Below are 19,406 nucleotides of genomic sequence, written 5' to 3'. Positions count from 1 at the left end.
TGTCGACTCCTGCGTCCGCCGGTTTCCGCGGCGGCCTTCGCAAACCCGGATATCAGAGACATCGAACTGCGAAGGGGGCGAATCTTAACCCCGCCAGCGCCGCCCCGCAAGGGGGCGGGCGAAAAAATTCGATCGCCGTTTCCGGCGATCGGTCACATCGCTCTATTACTTGTTCTTGAATGCCGGCTTGCGCTTCTCCACAAACGCCGCCATCCCTTCCTTCTGATCTTCCGTCGCGAACAGCGAATGGAACATGCGGCGTTCGAAGTGCACCCCTTCCGCGAGGGTGGTCTCGTACGCGCGGTTCACCGACTCCTTCGCCATCATCACGGCAGGCAGCGAGAATTCGCAGATGGTCGCCGCGGCCGCAAGCGTTTCGTCCAACAGGTCCGCCGCCGGAATCACGCGCGACACAAGACCCGCACGCTCCGCCTCCTCCGCACCCATCATCCGCGCGGTCAGGCACAGATCCATTGCCTTCGCCTTCGACACCGCACGCGGCAGACGCTGCGTACCGCCCGCCCCAGGAATCACACCGAGCTTGATCTCCGGCTGGCCGAACTTTGCCGTATCGGCGGCGAAGATCATGTCGCACATCATGGCCAGCTCGCAGCCGCCACCCAGCGCGAAACCCGCCACTGCCGCGATGATCGGCTTGCGGATCGAGCGGATCGTTTCCCAGTTACGCGTGATGTAGTCACCCTTGTAGACATCCATGAAGGTGTAAGTCGCCATCATGCCGATGTCCGCGCCTGCGGCGAAGGCCTTCTCGCTGCCGGTGATGACGATCGCGCCCACACCCTCGTCGGCGTCGAATGCCTTGAGCGCCGAACCCAGCTCGTCCATGAGCGCGTCGTTCAGTGCGTTGAGCGCCTTCGGCCGGTTCAGCGTGATCAAACCGACCTTGCCGCGCGTCTCAACCAGGATGTTTTCGTACCCCATAACCCCTCCTTGCATCTAAAGAAAGTCCCCAAAAAAATTTTTCACGCCGAACTTTGACTAATGCTAACATTGCCCAACCAACCGGTCGGTCAATTAATTGGCACGGGCCCTGTCCAACCTCTCAATTCACGTTGCGCCATGACAAATCCGTTGTTCGCCAAGCATGAAGGCACGCTCCAAAAAGCGCTTGCCGCCATCGAGACCCGCGGCTACTGGAGCCCGTTCGCCGAAATGCCAAGCCCCAAAGTGTACGGGGAAACCGCCAGCGCGGACGGCGAAGCCGCGTTCAAAGCCAACCTGAACCGCACCTTCGAACTCGACCAGCCGTCGACGGGTGAAACCGTCGGCAGCGAGACTTCGCCCTTTGGCTTTGCACTCGGTGCGCGCTATCCGAAGTCGACGCCGGACCAGTTGATCGAAGCGGCGCAGAAATCCCAACGCGACTGGCGCGCCGCCGGCCCGCAGGCATGGGCAGGCGTGAGCCTCGAAATTCTCGAACGCCTGAACCGCGCGAGCTTCGAGATTGCCTTCAGCGTGATGCACACGACCGGCCAGGCGTTCATGATGGCCTTCCAGGCCGGCGGCCCGCACGCCCAGGACCGCGCGCTCGAAGCCGTGACCTACGCGTACGACCAGCTGCGCCGCATTCCCGCCGACGCGCACTGGGAAAAGCCGCAGGGCAAGAACCCGCCGCTCGCGATGCACAAACGCTTCACCATCGTGCCGCGCGGCACCGGCCTCGTGCTCGGCTGCTGCACGTTCCCGACCTGGAACGGCTACCCCGGCCTGTTCGCCGATCTCGCAACGGGCAACACCGTCATCGTCAAGCCGCACCCGGGCGCGATCCTGCCGCTCGCGATCACCGTGCGCATTGCGCGCGACGTGCTGCGCGAAGCGGGCTTCGACCCGAACGTGGTCACGCTGCTCGCCACCGATCCCAATGACGGCGCGCTCGTCCAGCAACTCGCCGTGCGCCCCGAGATCAAGCTGATCGACTTCACCGGCAGCACGCAAAACGGCGACTGGCTCGAGCGCAATGCGCACCAGGCGCAGGTCTACACGGAAAAGGCCGGCGTGAACCAGATCGTGATCGACTCCGTGGACGATCTGAAAGCCGCCGCGCGCAACATCGCGTTTTCGCTCTCGCTCTACTCGGGCCAGATGTGCACGGCCCCGCAGAATATTTACGTGCCGCGTGGCGGCATCCGCACCGCCGAAGGCCCGGTGAGCTTCGACGCCGTTGCGCAAGCCATTGCCGGCGCCGTGCAGAAGTTCGTGTCCGACCCGGCGCGCGCTGTCGAGGTGCTCGGCGCGATCCAGAACGAAGGCGTGACCGCTCGCATCGACGAGGCCCGCAAGCTCGGCACCGTGCTCGCCGACAGCCAGACGCTCGAACACCCGCTGTTCGCTGGCGCGCGCGTGCGCACGCCGCTCGTGCTTGCGCTCGACGCCGCCCGCGACGCCGCGCAATTCACGCGCGAATGGTTCGGCCCGATCTCGTTCGTGATCGCCACGGACTCGACCGCGCAGTCGCTCGAAATGGCCGGCGCGACCGCCCGCGACCACGGCGCGCTTTCGTTTTCCGTCTATAGCACCGATGACGCCGTGATCGACGCCGCACACGAAGCCGCCGTGACCGGCGGCGTGGCGCTCTCGATCAACCTGACGGGCGGTGTGTTCGTGAACCAGACGGCCGCGTTCTCTGACTTCCACGGCACCGGCGCGAACCCCGCCGCCAACGCCGCGCTCTCCGACTCCGCCTTCGTGGCGAACCGCTTCCGCGTGGTTCAAAGCCGCGTTCATGTTGAACCGAAAGCGGCTCCCGCGGTAGCCGGCTGAACGGCCTATGCCGTTCGGCCGAGTGGCGCCCAAGTGGCGCCCGCTTGACCATCCCTCTAGCATGCAAGGCGTGAGCGCACTTCCGCGCTCGCGCCCGAGGAACCCCAGATGACCGAAGCCTATATCTGCGACGCGATTCGCACCCCGTTCGGCCGCTACGGCGGCGCGCTCAAGGATGTCCGCACGGACGATCTCGCGGCCGTGCCCATCCGCGCGCTCGTCGAGCGTAATCCCGGCGTGGACTGGAGCGCGCTCGACGACGTGCTCTACGGCTGCGCCAACCAGGCCGGCGAGGACAACCGCAACGTCGCGCGCATGGCCGCGCTGCTCGCGGGCCTGCCGACCGATGCTCCCGGCGGCACGCTCAACCGCCTGTGCGGCTCGGGCCTCGACGCCGTCGGCAGCGCGGCGCGCGCCATCAAGGCGGGCGAAGCGCGCCTCATGATCGCGGGCGGCGTGGAAAGCATGACGCGCGCGCCGTTCGTGATGGGCAAGGCCGCCACGGCCTTCTCGCGCGAAGCGGCCATCTACGACACGACCATCGGCTGGCGTTTCGTCAACAAGCTGATGAAGCAGCAATACGGCGTCGACTCGATGCCCGAAACGGCGGAAAACGTCGCGGGCGATTTCAACATCAACCGCGCCGACCAGGACGCGTTCGCCCAGCGCAGTCAGCAGAAAGCGGCGCGCGCGCAGAAGGACGGCACGCTCGCGCAGGAAATCGTCGCGGTCGAGATCGCGCAGAAAAAGGGCGACCCGGTGCGCGTGACGCTCGACGAACACCCGCGCGAGACCACGCTCGAAACGCTCGGCAAGCTCAAGGGCGTGGTGAAGCCCGACGGCACCGTCACGGCGGGCAATGCCTCGGGCGTCAATGACGGCGCCTGTGCGCTCCTGCTCGCCAACGAGGAAGCCGCGAAACAATACGGCCTGCGCCGCCGCGCGCGCGTGCTGGGCATGGCCACGGCCGGCGTCGCGCCGCGCATCATGGGCATCGGCCCGGCGCCCGCCACCCAAAAGCTGCTCAAGCAACTCGGCATGACGCTCGACCAGTTCGACGTGATCGAACTCAATGAAGCGTTCGCGTCGCAAGGTCTGGCCGTGCTGCGCGAACTCGGTCTCGCCGACGACGATCCCCGCGTGAACCCGAACGGCGGCGCGATCGCGCTCGGCCATCCGCTCGGCGCTTCGGGCGCGCGACTCGTCACAACGGCGCTCTATCAGCTCGAGCGCACGAACGGACGCTACGCGCTCTGCACGATGTGTATCGGCGTTGGCCAGGGCATTGCACTGGCGATCGAACGCATCGAGGCATAACGCGCGCAGTATCGACCGGCCGCCGGGCGCAGCGTTCGGCGGTCTTTGGCAGGCGACTGCTTTGCATGGGGCGGGACCAGGCACTCAAGCGCCAAGTCCCGCCGACAGGAGACAACCGATGCCCTACGATGCGATCCGCGTCGAAATCGACGCATCCACCCGCGTGGCCACGATCACGCTGAACCGCCCGGACAAGCTCAACAGCTTCACGCGCGCCATGCACGGCGAACTCGCCACGGCGCTCGACGAAATCGCCGCAGCGGGCGCGCGCGCACTCGTGCTGACCGGTGCCGGCCGCGGCTTCTGCGCAGGCCAGGATCTCGCCGACCTCGACTTCACGCCGGGTGCGATGACCGACCTGGGCGAGCTCATCGACGAGCATTTCAATCCGCTGATCAAGCGCCTGCAAGCGCTGCCCATGCCTGTGATCGCCGCCGTCAACGGCACGGCGGCCGGCGCGGGCGCGAATCTCGCCCTCGCCTGCGACCTGGTGCTCGCCGCGCGCTCCGCAAGCTTCATCCAGGCGTTCGTGAAGATCGGCCTCGTGCCCGATTCGGGCGGCACGTGGTTCCTGCCCAAGCGTGTGGGCATGGCCCGCGCGCTCGGTCTCGCCATGACCGGCGAAAAGCTCAGCGCGGAGAAGGCGGAAAACTGGGGCCTCGTCTGGCAAGTGACCGACGACGCCGAGCTTGTGCAAACGGCCGGCGCACTCGCCGCGCGGCTTGCGCAGCAACCCACGCGCGCCATCGTCGCGACGCGGGAAGCACTGCGCGCATCGGCTACGAACACGCTCGACCAGCAGCTCGATCTCGAACGCGATCTGCAACGCGAACTGGGCGCTTCGTACGACTACGCGGAAGGCGTGCGCGCCTTCATCGAAAAACGCGCACCGCATTTCGAGGGCCGCTGAGATGTCCACGCAAGTTTCGCAACTGTCAGAGGAGCAAGGCATGTCGCCCGACGAACTCGCTCGCGCGGCCGCGCAAGCGATGTACGAAGCCGACGGCTGCACGCGCGCGCTCGGCATGGAGCTGCTCGAAGTACGCGCTGGTTACGCGCGCCTCTCCATGGCCGTGCGGCCCGAGTTCCTCAACGGCCATCAGACCTGTCACGGCGGGATGATCTTCTCGCTCGCGGATTCGGCGTTCGCCTTCGCTTGTAATTCATACAACGTCAACACGGTGGCGGCCGGCTGCTCGATCGAGTTCCTGCGTCCGGTCCTGCGCGACGAAGTGTTGACCGCCGAAGCCGTCGAACAGGTGCTATCGGGACGCAACGGGGTCTACGACATCCGCGTGACGAACCGGGCAGGCGAAACGGTCGCGCTTTTCCGAGGCAAGTCCGCGCAGATTCGCGGCAATGTCATTCCAGTCGCAATGTGAACCGGGTTTCCCCTTCTCGATTCCCCACGCGTCACGAGTAAAGTTCTTAAGGTCCAGGAGACACCCATGACTACCACGCTGCCGCTCGAGCCCATCGAGAAAGCGAGCCGCGACGAGCTTGCCGCGCTTCAGCTCGAGCGCCTGAAATGGTCGCTGAACCATGCGTACGAGAATTCGCCGGTCTATCGACGCAAATTCGACGAAGCGGGCGTGCATCCGTCCCAGGTGCAGTCGCTCGCCGACCTCGCGCGCTTCCCGTTCACCACGAAGAAGGACCTGCGCGACAACTACCCCTTCGGCATGTTCGCCGTGCCGCAGGAGCAGATTTCGCGCATCCACGCATCGTCGGGCACGACCGGCAAGCCGACCGTGGTGGCCTACACCGCGCGCGACATCGACACGTGGGCCAACCTCGTGGCGCGCTCGGTGCGCGCGGCCGGCGCAAAGCGCGGCGACAAGGTGCATATCAGCTATGGCTACGGCCTCTTCACGGGCGGTCTCGGTGCCCATTACGGCGCGGAGCGCGCGGGTCTCACGGTCATTCCGTTCGGCGGCGGCCAGACCGAGAAGCAGGTCCAGCTGATCCAGGACTTCCGTCCCGACATCATCATGGTCACGCCGAGCTACATGCTCGCGATCGCCGACGAAATGGAGCGCCAGGGCATCGACCCCGCCAGCAGCTCGCTGCGCATCGGCATTTTCGGCGCGGAGCCCTGGACCAACGACATGCGCGCGGCCATCGAGCAGCGCATGGGCATCACGGCGGTCGACATCTACGGCCTTTCGGAAGTGATGGGTCCGGGCGTCGCGTCGGAATGCGCGGAAACGAAGGACGGCCCGACCATCTGGGAAGACCACTTCTATCCCGAGATCATCGACCCGGAGACCGGCGAAGTCCTGCCCGACGGCGAATTCGGCGAACTCGTCTTCACTTCGCTCACAAAGGAAGCGCTGCCCATCATCCGTTACCGCACGCGCGACCTCACGCGTTTGCTGCCGGGTACGGCGCGCACCATGCGCCGCATGGAAAAGATCACGGGCCGCTCGGACGACATGCTGATCATCCGTGGCGTGAACGTGTTCCCCACGCAGATCGAGGAACTGCTGCTCAAGCAGCCGGCGCTTGCGCCGCACTATCAGATCATCCTGACGAAGGAAGGTCCGATGGACGTGATGACGCTCAACTGCGAGCCTTGCCCGGAAACCGCACCCGACTACGGCGCGATCGACGCGGCAAGCAAGGCTCTCGCTTACGACATCAAGTCGCTCATCGGCGTGACGTGCAAGGTGAACGTGCTGGACGTGAACGGCATCGAACGTTCGGTGGGCAAGGCCAAGCGCGTGATCGACAAGCGGCCGAAGTAAGCGCCGCGCGAGCAGCATAAGAACAAGAACGCGCAGCAGGAAACGAAAAAGCCGGCAGATGCCGGCTTTTTCGCTACAGGGGCGCCACGCGGGCGCCGCTGCGATCACGAGTTCGGAAACAGCAGCCACATCCGGCCGCCCTGTTTCATCTTCCCGGCCAGATCGCCAGCATCGTCGCCCAAGCCCCAGAAGTAGTCGGCGCGCACGCCGCCCTTGATCGCCGTGCCCGTATCCTGCGCGAACACGAGCCGGTTGAGCGGCGTGTTCGTGAGCGGACGCGTGGTCTGGAGAAACACCGGCGTGCCGAGCGGAATCGACGACGGATCGACGGCAATCGAGCGCTCCGGCGTGAGCGGCACGCCGAGCGCGCCGATCGGGCCATCCGCGCCACCTTGCGCATCGCCCTCGTTCGACTGCATGTCGCGGAAGAACACGAAGCGCGGATTGGTGTCGAGGAGCGCATCCACGCGCGTCGGGTTCGCGCGCGCCCAGGCCTTGATGCCCTGCATGGTCGCCTGCGCCGGCGTGAGCTCGCCGCGATCGAGCAGCCAGCGCCCGATCGACTTGTACGGCTGGTTGTTGGTGCCGCCGAAGCCCACGCGCATCACGCTGCCGTCTTCCATCACGACGCGCCCCGAGCCCTGCACCTGAAGGAAGAACGCCTCGATCGGATCGTCGACCCACACGAGTTCGTTGCCGTTGAGGATGCCCGCGCGTTCGAGTTGCGCGCGCGGCGGCAACGCGGCGCCCGCGCGATAGCCGGAAGGCCAGCGATAGAGCGCCGTCTGATAGATGCCGTGACGCGTGCGTGAGCCGTGCAGCAGCGGCTCGTAGTAGCCGGTCACGAGACCGTCGAGCGTGCCGTCGGTGTTGGCGAATTGATACGGCGTGAAATACGTTTCGAAGAACACGCGCGCACTGGAGGCATCGAGATCGTCGAGATGCGACGCGGCGGAGCACGCGCGCTGCCAGCGCGGATCGCGTGCAAGGCGCGTGCAATTGGCACGCAGCGCCGCGGTCGCGCCGATCAGCGAGTCGTCCTGCCAGCCCGGCACCTGTTGCCAAGCGACCGGCGTGAGACGCTGGGCCGCGAGTTGCGAGGGCAGCGCGGGCGCGCCCTTGGGCGGCGCGTTGCGCACGTAGCTCGGGCCGCCGCACGCGGCGAGCAGGGCCGCCAGCGAAACGGCGCCAAGCCAGCCGCCCAGGCGGGCAGCCAATCGGGCGCCCGCGCTGCGCAGCGTCGAGCCCGCACGATATCGCGCCGCTGTGAATCCCGGCATTACTGGAGAACCGAGGCCGGAATCGACGCCACAATCACGCCTACAATATTGGCTCTCGATGGATGCCGCCATGTCAGAACTGCTCGACGAATACCCGATGCTCATGTTTGGTCTGGAAGCGCTCCTTGCGCTGTTCCTGCTGATTTTCATCGTTGTGTGGACCGCGTCGGGCAGGAAAAAGCGCGCCCCGCACGACGATCGGCGTCAGGACTAGCAGACCCCAAATTCGCGCCGCGGTTCAATCGCGGCGCGTCAGTGCAACGTGCGAGGCATGCGCAGCACGAACTCGGGCACGGGCGCCTCGAAGCGCTCGGCGTCCTCGGCCACACAGAAGTACTCGCCGCGCATGGTGCCCACGGGCGTCGCGATCACGGCCCAGCTCGTGTACTCGAACTGCTCGCCCGGCTTCAGAAGCGGCTGATGGCCGACCACGCCGAGCCCCTTCACTTCCTGCACGTGATTTTCGCTGTCGGTGATGACCCAGTGGCGCGCAATGAGCTGTGCGCTCACCTGACCGGTGTTGCGAATGGTCAACGTGTACGCGAAGGCATACTGCCGGCGCTCCGGGTCCGATTCTTCGGGCAGGTAGCGCACCTGCGACGTCACGCTGAATTCGTACTGGCTCATCCTTGTTCCAATCGCCCGGGTGCGGCTGCTGAGTCTGATTACTGAAACGCCCGCGCGCAAGAGCGTCGGCAGGCGCGCCGCGATGCGCGGCACATGGTTTCGCATTCTGCTTGATGCAACCGGCACCCGCAACCCGGCGCGGCCCGCGACAACGCTCCTGGCCGTGGCCGGACAGCGGCCGCGGCGGCCCGCCCCACTGACGGTAAAATACGGTTTTTCCGACAGTTTTCCGATTGCCGCCATGACGCAATTCCGCATCGCCCCCAGCATCCTCTCCGCCGACTTCTCGCGTCTTGGCGAGGAAGTCCGTAACGTCGTCGCAGCCGGCGCCGACTGGATCCACTTCGACGTGATGGACAACCATTACGTGCCGAACCTCACGATCGGGCCGCTGGTGTGCGAGGCGATCCGCCCGCACGTGAATGTGCCCATCGACGTGCATCTGATGGTGCGCCCGGTCGACCGCATCGTGCCCGACTTCGCCAAGGCCGGCGCGAACCTCATCAGCTTCCACCCGGAAGGCTCGGACCACATCGACCGCACGCTCTCGCTGATCCGCGACCACGGCTGCAAGGCCGGTCTCGTGTTCAACCCGGCCACGCCGCTGAACTACCTCGACCATGTGATGGACAAGCTCGACCTGATCCTCATCATGTCGGTGAATCCGGGCTTCGGCGGCCAGTCGTTCATTCCCGAGGCGCTCAACAAGCTGCGCGAGGCGCGCGCGAAGATCGACGCCTACACGGCGCGCACGGGCCGCGAGATCCATCTGGAAGTGGACGGCGGCGTGAAGGTCGACAACATCGCCGAAATTGCGGCGGCCGGCGCGGACACGTTCGTGGCGGGCTCGGCGATCTTCGGCAAGCCGGACTACAAGGCTGTGATCGACCAGATGCGCGCGCAGCTCGCAAGCGTTGCCAGCGCCGCAACCGCGAAATGAACGCTCCCGTCAAATTCAGCGCGCCGCGCATCGAAGCGGCGCTGATCGACCTGGACGGCACGATGGTCGACACCGCCGACGACTTCGCCGCCGGCCTGAACGGCATGCTCGCGCAGCTCGACGCCGAAGAAACCACGCGCGAGGAAGTGATGGGCTACGTGGGCAAGGGCTCGGAGCACCTGATCCGCAGCGTGCTCGCGCCGCGCTTTCCCGCCGACGACGCCCAGGAGCGCTTCGACGAAGCGCTCGCGCTCTACCAGGACGAGTACGCGAAGATCAACGGGCGCCACACGCATCTGTACCCGGACGTCGAAGCGGGCCTGGCCGCGCTGCGCGGCCAGGGCATCAAGCTCGCGTGCGTGACCAACAAGCCGCACCGCTTCGCCGTCGAGCTTTTGCAGCAATACGGCCTGGCGCACTACTTCGAGGTGGTGATTGGCGGCGACAGCCTCGCGAAGAAGAAGCCCGACCCGCTGCCGATGCTCACCGCCTGCGAGCGCCTGGGCGTGAAACGCGCAGCGGCTGTGGCGATCGGCGATTCGGAGAACGACGCGATTGCGGGCCGCGCGGCCGGCATGGCCACGCTCACGGTGCCCTACGGCTACAACCACGGCCAACCTGTACAAAAAATTGAATCGGATGGTATAGTTGCCTCGCTGCTCGACGCCGCCAAGGCGGTCGCAGCACACAATGATCTGACTTAAGTTCTCAACTGAACGTCAACTATCCTCATGTTTCTGAATAAAAAACGGAGTCTGAGCACGATCGACCGGGGAGCCTGGCCCTGGCGTCGCTGGTCGCGCTAACCTCGCCTGAGGTTCGCTGAAGCTTGTCTTCAGCACCGTTTTTTACTTCGCTGCGCACTCGCGCGTGTCTCGACTCTAAACTGTTGCAGTAAACCGTCGGCTGATCTGGCCATTGGCTTTCGTTGTCCTTGCGTGTTGTTTCGCCGTTCGCGGCGAGGTGCGCAAGGCGCGAGCGGCTACGCCTCGTCTTCCGTCGATGTACTGCACGCCGGCCCGGCAAGCGCGCCTTCAGCAGCGCAAGCACGGACCGCACGAGCGAGCGCCAGCGGCCATCAAGCACTCAAAAACAAACGCCTCGCGCACGCCGCGCGCCCCGTTTTGAGCCGCACTGGGCCCGCACCCGCCGCGACCGGCAGCACGAACAGGATCGGAACATGACCGAACTCGAATTTCAGTCCCTCGCCAACGAGGGCTACAACCGCATCCCACTGATCGCCGAAGCGCTCGCCGATCTCGAAACGCCGCTCTCGCTGTATCTCAAGCTCGCGCAACCCGAGCGCGGCGGCGCCAACTCTTTCCTGCTGGAGTCCGTGGTGGGCGGCGAGCGCTTCGGGCGCTACTCGTTCATCGGCCTGCCAGCGCGCTCGCTGATCCGCACGCGTAACGGCGTTTCGGAAGTCGTGCGCGACGGCCAGGTGATCGAGACGCACAACGAAGATCCGCTCGAATTCATCGCGAAGTACCAGGCGCGCTTCAAGGTCGCGCAGCGTCCGGGCCTGCCGCGCTTCTGCGGCGGCCTCGCCGGCTACTTCGGCTACGACGCGGTGCGCTACATCGAGAAAAAGCTCGCCGACACCTGCCCCACCGACGATCTCGGTCTGCCCGACATCCAGTTGCTGCTGACCGAAGAAGTCGCGGTCATCGACAATCTCGCGGGCAAGCTCTACCTGATCGTCTACGCCGATCCGCAAACGCCCGAGGCGTACACCAAGGCCAAGCACCGCCTGCGCGAACTCAAGCAGCGCCTGCGCACCACGGTTCAACCGCCGGTGACGAGCGCGAGCGTGCGCACCGAAACGTTCCGCGAATTCAAGAAGGACGATTACCTCGCCGCCGTGCGCAAGGCGAAGGAATACATCGCAGCGGGCGAGTTGATGCAGGTGCAAGTGGGCCAACGCCTCTCGAAGCCGTATCGCGACAACCCGCTTTCGCTCTACCGTGCGCTGCGTTCGCTGAACCCGTCGCCGTACATGTACTACTACAACTTCGGCGAATTCCACGTGGTGGGCGCGTCGCCGGAAATTCTCGTACGCCAGGAAAAGCGCGGCGAGGACCGCATCGTGACGATTCGTCCGCTCGCAGGCACGCGTCCGCGCGGCAACACGCCCGAGCGCGACGCCGAACTCGCGACCGAGCTGCTCAACGACCCGAAGGAAATCGCCGAGCACGTCATGCTGATCGACCTCGCGCGCAATGACGTGGGCCGCATCGCCGAAATCGGTTCGGTGGCCGTGACCGACCAGATGATCATCGAAAAGTACTCGCACGTGCAGCACATCGTGAGTTCGGTGGAAGGCAAGCTCAAGCCCGGCATGAGCAACTTCGACGTGCTGCGCGCCACGTTCCCGGCCGGCACGCTTTCGGGCGCGCCGAAGGTTCGCGCGATGGAACTGATCGACGAACTGGAGCCGGTGAAGCGCGGCCTGTACGGCGGCGCAGTCGGCTATCTCTCGTTCAACGGCGAGATGGATCTCGCGATTGCGATCCGCACCGGCCTCATCCACAACGGCAATCTGTATGTGCAGGCCGCCGCGGGCGTGGTTGCGGATTCGGTGCCCGAGTCCGAATGGCAAGAAACCGAGAACAAGGCGCGCGCCGTGCTGCGCGCGGCCGAGCAGGTGCAGGACGGCCTCGACAGCGACTTCTGAGCGGAGAAAAGACCATGTTGCTCATGATCGACAACTACGATTCGTTTACCTACAACATCGTCCAGTACTTCGGCGAGCTCGGCGAAGACGTCCACACGTATCGCAACGACGAAATCACGATCGACGACATCGCGAAGCTCAACCCCGAGCGCATCTGCCTCTCGCCGGGACCGAGCAATCCGCAGCACGCGGGCATCACGCTCGACGTGCTGCGCGAATTCGCGGGCAAGACGCCGATTCTCGGCGTGTGCCTCGGGCATCAGGCGATTGGCGAAGCGTTCGGCGGGCGCGTCGTGCGCGCCAAAACCATCATGCACGGCAAGGTGAGCCAGATCGAAACCGATTGCAAAGGCGTGTTCGCCGACCTGCCGAAGCACTTCAACGTCACGCGCTATCACTCGCTGGCGATCGAACGCGAGTCGCTGCCCGACTGCCTCGAAGTATCGGCCTGGACCGACGACGGCGAGATCATGGGCGTGCGTCACCGCGAACTGGCGGTGGAAGGCGTGCAGTTCCATCCGGAATCGATTCTCTCGGAGCACGGCCACGCGCTGTTCGAGAACTTCCTGAAGCAAACCAGGCACGCTTGATACGGAGGCGACCATCATGATTACCCCGCAGGAAGCGCTCCAGCGCACGATCGAGCATCGCGAGATTTTTCACGACGAGATGCTCCACCTCATGCGCCTCATCATGCGCGGCGAGCTGTCGCCCGTGCTGTCGGCCGCCATCATCACCGGCCTGCGCGTGAAGAAGGAAACCATCGGCGAGATCACGGCGGCCGCGACCGTGATGCGCGAGTTCGCGAATCACGTCGAGGTGAAGGACAACTCGAACTTCATCGACATCGTCGGCACCGGCGGCGACGGTTCGCACACCTTCAATATCTCCACGGCCTCGATGTTCGTGGTCGCGGCGGCAGGCGCGAAGGTCGCCAAGCACGGCAACCGTGGTGTGTCGAGCAAGTCGGGCAGCGCGGACGTGCTCGAAGCGCTCGGCGTGAACATCGATTTGCAACCGGACCAGGTGGCCGCATCGATCGCCGAAACGGGCATGGGCTTCATGTTCGCGCCCAACCATCATCCCGCGATGAAGAACATCGCCGCCGTGCGCCGCGAACTCGGCGTGCGCACGATCTTCAACATCCTCGGGCCGCTCACGAATCCGGCTGGCGCGCCCAATCAGTTGATGGGCGTGTTCCATCCGGACCTCGTCGGCATTCAGGTGCGCGTGATGGAGCGTCTGGGCGCGAAGCACGTGTGCGTGGTGTACGGCAAGGACGGCATGGACGAAGTGTCCCTTGGCGCGGCGACGCTCGTCGGCGAACTGAAGGACGGCCAGATTCGCGAGTACGAGATCCACCCTGAAGACTTCGGTATGCAGATGGTTTCGAACCGCTCGCTCAAGGTCGAAAACGCCGGCGAGTCGAAGGCGATGCTGCTCGGCGCGCTCTCGAACGAGCCGGGCACGGCGCGCGAAATCGTGACGCTGAACGCCGGCACGGCGCTCTACTCCGCGAACGTGGCGGATTCGATTGCCGACGGCATCGCGCTTGCGCGCGAGACGCTCGCGAGCGGCCGCGCGCGCGCCAAAGTCGACGAACTGGTACGCTTCACGCAACAGTTCAAACGCTGATCCAGCACCGTTTTTTAGCCGAACATCATGAGCGACATCCTCGAAAAAATCATTGCGGTGAAGCGCGAAGAAGTGCGCGCCGCGGAACAGAGCGCCCCGCTCGAAGAGCTGCGCCTCGCGGCGAGCGCGCGCGACCTGCGCGATTTCGTCGGCGCACTGCGCGCGAAACACGAGAACGGCCAGGCCGCCGTGATCGCCGAAGTGAAGAAGGCGAGCCCCTCGAAAGGCGTGCTGCGCGAGAACTTCGATCCCGCCGAAATCGCGCGCTCGTACGCCGAAGGCGGCGCGGCCTGCCTTTCCGTGCTCACCGACGTGCAGTTCTTCCAGGGCAGCGCCGCCTACCTCGAAGCCGCGCGCGCCGCATGCCATCTGCCGGTGCTGCGCAAGGACTTCATCGTCGATCCGTACCAGGTCGTCGAAGCCCGCGCGATGGGCGCCGACGCGATCCTGCTGATCGCCGCCGCGCTCCAGCCCGGCGAAATGCGCGACCTCGAAGCGCTCGCGCATTCGCTCGGTCTCGCGGTGCTCGTCGAAGTGCACGACCGCGCGGAACTCGACCATGCGCTCACCTTGAAGACGCCGCTCATCGGCATCAACAACCGCAACCTGCGCACGTTCGAAACCACGCTGCAAACCACCATCGGCATGCTCGACGACGTGCCCGAAGATCGCATCGTCGTGACCGAGTCGGGCATTCTTTCGCGTGCGGACGTCGAGAACATGCGCTCGCTTTCGGTGCACACGTTCCTTGTGGGCGAGGCGTTCATGCGCGCCGAACAGCCGGGCGCGGAACTCGCCCGCATGTTCTTCTGATTGCTTGCGAGTAGAAGGCGACGATGGGTATCGAACGCGAAATCAAGCTCGCGCTGCCGAGCGACCAGGTGGACGCGGCGCTGCGTCTGTTCGAGACGCGCGCCGGCGTGCCGGGCCGCGCGATCAGGCTGGAGAACATTTACTTCGACACGCCTGCGCTCACGCTGGCGCGCGCAAAGAGCGCGCTGCGCCTGCGCCGCGCGCCCGAAGGCTGGCTTCAGACCTTCAAGACCGTGGGTGTCGCGCAAAACGGGCTGCACGCGCGGCACGAGTGGGAAATGCCGGTGGCGGGCGAAGCGCTCGAAATCGACAGGCTGTTGCACGAGTGCGATGAAGCCGGCGTTTCGACGGCGCTTTCCGATGCCGCCGCCAGCCTGATTCCGCTCTTTCGCACCGATTTCACGCGCACGCTGTGGGCGCTCGAAATCGACGGCTCGCAGGTGGAAGCGGCCGTCGATCAAGGCGAGGTCAGCGCGCAGGTGAACGGTGAAACTCGCCGCACGCCGATCTGCGAAATCGAGCTCGAACTGAAAGCGGGCGACGAAGCCGCTTTGCACACGCTCGCCGCCGAGCTGGCGAAGGTGCTGCCGGGCCTCGCCCCCGACGACATCAGCAAGGCCCAGCGCGGCTACAAGCTGCGCGAAGGCTGAGCACGACGCTGCGCGGCGCTTGAAGCGTCGCGCACGGGCACGGGCACGGGCACGGGCACGGGCACGGGCACAACAAAGAGGCTCGCTGTTAGTTGCATCAACAGCGCCAATGCGTCCACCGCCCGCCCTGCCGCGCTCGCGCCGGATTGAATCGCCGCGCGATTGCTGCGACACTTGCCGCCCATGACCTCCACGAAACGCCCGCGCCTCGCTCAGCCGGTGCAGACCTCGCTCTTCGACGACGAACCGCCCGACACCGCGCTGGCTACGCTCGATGAGCCGCCGCTGCCCGAAGTCGACCCGCGCCAGATCTCGATCTTCTCGCTGTTCGACGCCGACGAATTCCCGGCGCCCGCGCGCGCCCGCTCGCACGTCGACACGTCTGCCGAACCGCCCGCACCCGCCATGTCCAAAGAATCCGCCACGCCGCAGGCCCCGGCCGAGACCACGCGCCTCGAAGACCAGTTCGACGCGCTGCCCGCCGCCTGGCGCGAACTGCTCGCGCCGTTTATCGCGAGCGACACCTACGCTGCACTGTGCCGCTTCGTCGACGACGAGCGCGCCGCCGGCAAGACCGTCTATCCCGCCGACGTATTCCGCGCGCTGCGCCTCACCTCGCCCGACGACGTGAAGGTCGTGATCCTCGGCCAGGACCCGTACCACGGCGACGATCGCGGCACGCCCCAGGCGCACGGTCTCGCGTTCTCGGTGCCGCCTTCGGTGCGCCCGCCGCCTTCGCTGCGCAACATCTTCAAGGAGATTGCCGCGAGCCTCGGCATCGAAGCGCCGCCGCACGGCTGTCTGGACGCCTGGGCACGTCAGGGCGTGCTGCTGCTGAACACCGTGCTCACCGTCGAGCGCGCCAGCGCCGCGAGCCACGCCAAGCGCGGCTGGGAGCGCTGCACCGACACGCTGATCCACGAACTCGCCGCGCGCCACGAGCATCTCGTGTTCATGCTGTGGGGCGCGCACGCGCAAAACAAGCGCACGCTGCTCTCGGGCGCGCATTGCGTGCTGGAAGCGCCGCACCCGTCGCCGCTCTCCGCGCATCGCGGCTTTCTCGGCTGCGGGCATTTCGCGCAAGCCAACGACTATTTGCAGGCGCATGGCCGCCAGCCGATCGACTGGCGTTTGCCTGTGCAAGGCGTCGTGCTCGCCTGATACCCACCGACTACGCGCCGATTCGGGCCGACACGCGCCGGGAGGCCCACAAGCAAAAACGCCACGAAATCGCTTTCGTGGCGTTTTTGTTTTACCGCAGGGAAATCGCCCGCATTACGCGGCGGCGATCGCCTCACGTGCGCTCGCGAGCGCGGCGCTGGCTGCGTCCGGGCCCATGTTCAGGCCTTCGGCATAGATGAAGTTCACGTCGGTCATGCCGAGGAAGCCGAGGAACGACTTCAGGTACGGCGTCTGGCTGTCGTGCGGGGTGCCTTGATACTTGCCGCCGCGCGCCGAAACGACGAACACCTTCTTGCCCGTCACGAGGCCTTCCGGACCGTTCGCGGTGTAGCGGAACGTGATGCCGGCGCGAGCGATCCAGTCGAAGTACGTCTTGAGCTGCGACGAGATGCCAAAGTTGTAGAGCGGCGCGCCGATCACGATGACGTCGGCTGCCTGCAATTCCGCGATCAGCGCTTCGCTGCGTGCGGCGATGGCCTGCTGCTCGGGCGTGCGCTGCTCGGCCGGCGTGAAGAACGCGCCGAGGACGGCGTCGTCGAGGTGCGGCAGCGGATCGGCTTGCAGGTTGCGCGTGACGACTTGCGCGCCCGGATTCGATTGTTGCAGCCTGGCCGTCAATTCATTGACGAGCAGCGTCGACTGGGCGCCTTGCGAGCGGGCGGCGGAATTGATTTGCAGGATCGTGGTCATGGTGGCTCCTTCGGGTCTCAGTTGCGCAACGTTGCGCGAGTGAAGGCATTGTGTTTTTTTACCGCGCCGCGAAAAAGTAGGCCGCCGATGACGGATTGTTGCAAAGATAGAACAATCGTCGGCATGAAAAAACGGCGCGGGATATCTCGCCCGCGCCGCTTCCGGTGCCGCCGCGCTGCGAGCGCGGCTCGATCCCCGCTCAGGCCGCCAGCCACCGCTCGCGCAAGCCGCGCACGGCGGCTCGCTTGTCAGTTCGCTTGTCGGCGGCGCTGAGCTTGTAGCGCGCGACTTCGGGCGCGTCGAGGGTCAGACGCGCCACGCGCAGCTCGTCGCGGCGGAACGCGTGAATCTCGACCTTCGCGCCCGGCTGGTAGCGCGAGAGCAGCGCGTCGAGATTGGCGCCCGTCACGCGCAGGCCGTCCAGCGCGACGAGCGCGTCGCCGGCCGAAAGGCCTGCTTTCTGTGCCGCGCCGCCTTCGTAGACCACGGCAAGCGTCGCGTCCGCGCCGCCGCGCAAGCGCGCGCCGAGCGACGGCTTGGCGCCGCGCTCGGGCTCCCCTTCGAGCGTGACGCCGAACGGCTCGAACAGCGCCGCGAGCGGCAAATCGCGCGTGCCGCGCACGGCGTCGCTGAAGAGTGCGCCCAATTCCACTCCCGTCGCCTCGGCGATCAGCGCCTCGACGTCGTCCTCGCCCACGCCCACCGGCTTGCCGCGGTAGAAGTCGCGCCCGTAGCGCTGCCACAGGAGGCGCATGACGTCGTCGAGCGACTTGCGGCCGCCCGTTTGCGCGCGGATCGACAGATCGAACGCCAGGGCGACAAGCGAGCCCTTCGTGTAGTAGCTCACGATCGCATTCGAAGCGTTCTCGTCCTGGCGGTAATACTTCACCCATGCATCGAACGAGCTTTCGGCCACGCTCTGCTTCAGCCGCCCCGTGCCGCGCAGCACGCCCGCAATCGTCTTGCCGAGCAGGCCGAAGTATTCGTCTACGGAAATGAGGCCGCTGCGTACGAGCATCAAGTCGTCGTAGTACGACGTGAAGCCTTCGAAGAGCCACAGGAGCGACGTGTAGTCCTCGCGCGTGAGGTCATACGGCACGAACGCCGCGGGCTTGATGCGCTTCACGTTCCAGGTATGGAAGTACTCGTGACTGCACAGGCCGAGATAGGTGCGATAGCCGTCCGACGTCTCGGGCTTGCCCTTCACCGGCAAGTCCGTGCGATTGCAGATGAGCGCCGTCGAAGCGCGGTGCTCGAGGCCCCCGTAACCGTCGCTCACGGCCTGCGTCATGAACACGTAGCGCTCCATCGGCGCGCGCTTCGTGCGCGGCTCGAAAAGCGCGATCTGCGCCTCGCAGATCTTCTTCAGGTCGGCGGCGAGACGCTCGGTGTCGAGCGCCACCACGCGGCCCGCGATCACGATGTCGTGCGGCACGCCGTGCGCCTTGAAGCTCGCGAGCGTGAACTCGCCGAGCGTGACCGGATGGTCGATCAGCTCGTCGTAGTTGGTGGCCGCGTATTCGCCGAAGCCGTAACGCTTGGTGCCGCGCGCCTCGGCGAGCGCCGTGCCCACGCGCCAGTGGCGGTACGCATGGCCGTCCGGACGCTGGATGTCGACCACGTGCTGCGCCTCTTCGTGGCCGAGCGCCGCGAGAAACACGCTCGTGCCGTTGAAGAAGCCGACGGTGTCGTCGAGATGCGCGGCGCGCACCGACAGGTCCCACGCGTACACCTCGTAGCGCAGCGTGAGTGCGCCCTTCACGGGCGCGGCCTGCCACGTGTGCTTGTCGGTTTTCGTCACGCGCACCTTGCGGCCCGCGTCGTTGAAGGCGCGCAGCGTGACGATGTTGCGCGCGAACTCGCGCACCATGTAGCTGCCCGGAATCCACACGGGCAGCATGAAGCACTGGCCCTCCGGCGCGGGATCCTCGACGGTGAGCGTCACCTCGAACAGATGCGCGGCAGGGTTCTTCGGGACGATGGTGTATCGGATCGGCTTCATCGGCGGGATCGGTGAGAAGTTCGGTCGGCGCAATGCGATTACAGCACGCATGGCCGGGGAAAACGCGA

At 65.9% G+C, this 19,406-nt stretch carries 19 protein-coding genes; 14 read left to right on the top strand and 5 right to left on the bottom strand.

From position 1 onward, the window contains the following. Nucleotides 1–165 precede the first annotated feature (165 nt). The gene (locus C7401_RS29460; RefSeq protein ID WP_112174921.1) at nt 166–942 is read right to left on the bottom strand and encodes an enoyl-CoA hydratase; all 777 of its coding nucleotides are present in this window, start codon (nt 940–942) and stop codon (nt 166–168) included. Nucleotides 943–1,080: 138 nt separating this feature from the next. On the opposite strand from C7401_RS29460, the gene paaN reads away from it, so the two are divergent. The 5 genes from paaN to paaK all read left to right on the top strand — a co-directional run bounded on the left by paaN (nt 1,081) and on the right by paaK (nt 6,845). Next, entirely contained in the window at nt 1,081–2,781 is a 1,701-nt protein-coding gene (paaN, locus tag C7401_RS29455) for a phenylacetic acid degradation protein PaaN (protein ID WP_112174920.1), read from the top strand. 108 nt (nt 2,782–2,889) lie between these two features. After that, on the top strand, nt 2,890–4,098 hold the full coding sequence (pcaF, locus tag C7401_RS29450; RefSeq protein WP_112174919.1) for a 3-oxoadipyl-CoA thiolase: 1,209 nt from the start codon (nt 2,890–2,892) through the stop codon (nt 4,096–4,098). Nucleotides 4,099–4,216: 118 nt separating this feature from the next. Beyond that, on the top strand, nt 4,217–5,008 hold the full coding sequence (paaG, locus tag C7401_RS29445; RefSeq protein WP_112174918.1) for a 2-(1,2-epoxy-1,2-dihydrophenyl)acetyl-CoA isomerase PaaG: 792 nt from the start codon (nt 4,217–4,219) through the stop codon (nt 5,006–5,008). 1 nt (nt 5,009) lies between these two features. Then, the gene (gene paaI, locus C7401_RS29440) at nt 5,010–5,480 is read left to right on the top strand and encodes a hydroxyphenylacetyl-CoA thioesterase PaaI (protein ID WP_112174917.1); all 471 of its coding nucleotides are present in this window, start codon (nt 5,010–5,012) and stop codon (nt 5,478–5,480) included. A gap of 66 nt (nt 5,481–5,546) precedes the next feature. Next, entirely contained in the window at nt 5,547–6,845 is a 1,299-nt protein-coding gene (gene paaK / locus C7401_RS29435; RefSeq protein ID WP_112174916.1) for a phenylacetate--CoA ligase PaaK, read from the top strand. A gap of 104 nt (nt 6,846–6,949) precedes the next feature. Here paaK and mltA read toward each other — a convergent pair whose 3' ends face one another. Beyond that, a complete protein-coding gene (gene mltA / locus C7401_RS29430) occupies nt 6,950–8,230 on the bottom strand; it encodes a murein transglycosylase A (RefSeq protein ID WP_258397277.1) in 1,281 nt (426 codons plus the stop codon). Between mltA and C7401_RS46335 the strand changes: the two genes are divergently transcribed. Then, entirely contained in the window at nt 8,196–8,339 is a 144-nt protein-coding gene (locus tag C7401_RS46335) for a hypothetical protein (RefSeq protein WP_208949054.1), read from the top strand. The genes mltA and C7401_RS46335 overlap by 35 nt on opposite strands. A 38-nt stretch (nt 8,340–8,377) precedes the next feature. Here the strand turns inward: C7401_RS46335 and apaG are convergent, their stop codons facing one another. Beyond that, nucleotides 8,378–8,752, bottom strand: coding sequence for a Co2+/Mg2+ efflux facilitator ApaG/CorD (gene apaG, locus C7401_RS29425; protein ID WP_028208771.1), 375 nt, complete (start codon nt 8,750–8,752; stop codon nt 8,378–8,380). Between the two features lie 241 nt (nt 8,753–8,993). On the opposite strand from apaG, the gene rpe reads away from it, so the two are divergent. The 8 genes from rpe (at nt 8,994) to C7401_RS29380 (ending at nt 16,625) form a co-directional block, all read left to right on the top strand. Beyond that, nucleotides 8,994–9,692, top strand: a complete 699-nt coding sequence (rpe, locus tag C7401_RS29420) for a ribulose-phosphate 3-epimerase (RefSeq protein WP_112174928.1) — start codon at nt 8,994–8,996, stop codon at nt 9,690–9,692. Continuing rightward, a complete protein-coding gene (locus tag C7401_RS29415) occupies nt 9,689–10,396 on the top strand; it encodes a phosphoglycolate phosphatase (RefSeq protein ID WP_112174914.1) in 708 nt (235 codons plus the stop codon). The genes rpe and C7401_RS29415 overlap by 4 nt, the downstream gene beginning before the upstream one ends. Before the next feature lie 476 nt (nt 10,397–10,872). Then, nucleotides 10,873–12,366, top strand: coding sequence for an anthranilate synthase component I (gene trpE, locus C7401_RS29410; protein ID WP_112174913.1), 1,494 nt, complete (start codon nt 10,873–10,875; stop codon nt 12,364–12,366). A 14-nt stretch (nt 12,367–12,380) separates the two neighbouring features. Then, the gene (locus C7401_RS29405) at nt 12,381–12,956 is read left to right on the top strand and encodes an aminodeoxychorismate/anthranilate synthase component II (protein ID WP_112174912.1); all 576 of its coding nucleotides are present in this window, start codon (nt 12,381–12,383) and stop codon (nt 12,954–12,956) included. A 13-nt stretch (nt 12,957–12,969) separates the two neighbouring features. Next, nucleotides 12,970–14,001, top strand: coding sequence for an anthranilate phosphoribosyltransferase (gene trpD / locus C7401_RS29400; protein WP_112174911.1), 1,032 nt, complete (start codon nt 12,970–12,972; stop codon nt 13,999–14,001). 27 nt (nt 14,002–14,028) lie between these two features. Next, the gene (gene trpC, locus C7401_RS29395; protein ID WP_112174910.1) at nt 14,029–14,814 is read left to right on the top strand and encodes an indole-3-glycerol phosphate synthase TrpC; all 786 of its coding nucleotides are present in this window, start codon (nt 14,029–14,031) and stop codon (nt 14,812–14,814) included. Nucleotides 14,815–14,837: 23 nt separating this feature from the next. Further along, nucleotides 14,838–15,464 carry a CYTH domain-containing protein gene (locus C7401_RS29390; protein WP_112174909.1) on the top strand — a complete coding sequence of 209 codons (627 nt, stop codon included), beginning with the start codon at nt 14,838–14,840 and terminating at the stop codon, nt 15,462–15,464. Nucleotides 15,465–15,647: 183 nt separating this feature from the next. Continuing rightward, on the top strand, nt 15,648–16,625 hold the full coding sequence (locus tag C7401_RS29380; protein ID WP_181565719.1) for a uracil-DNA glycosylase: 978 nt from the start codon (nt 15,648–15,650) through the stop codon (nt 16,623–16,625). A 114-nt stretch (nt 16,626–16,739) separates the two neighbouring features. Here C7401_RS29380 and C7401_RS29375 read toward each other — a convergent pair whose 3' ends face one another. Together C7401_RS29375 and C7401_RS29370 are read right to left on the bottom strand one after the other, a co-directional pair. Then, nucleotides 16,740–17,336 (bottom strand): FMN-dependent NADH-azoreductase, encoded by a 597-nt coding sequence (locus C7401_RS29375; protein ID WP_112174907.1) that lies wholly within the window; start codon nt 17,334–17,336, stop codon nt 16,740–16,742. 199 nt (nt 17,337–17,535) lie between these two features. Continuing rightward, on the bottom strand, nt 17,536–19,338 hold the full coding sequence (locus C7401_RS29370) for a M61 family metallopeptidase (protein ID WP_112174906.1): 1,803 nt from the start codon (nt 19,336–19,338) through the stop codon (nt 17,536–17,538). Between the last annotated feature and the right edge of the window lie 68 nt (nt 19,339–19,406).

Source organism: Paraburkholderia unamae, assembly GCF_003268775.1.
Taxonomy (GTDB): domain Bacteria; phylum Pseudomonadota; class Gammaproteobacteria; order Burkholderiales; family Burkholderiaceae; genus Paraburkholderia; species Paraburkholderia unamae.
The sequence above is the reverse complement of the archived record's forward strand: the minus strand, read 5'-3'. Positions and strand labels throughout refer to the sequence as shown.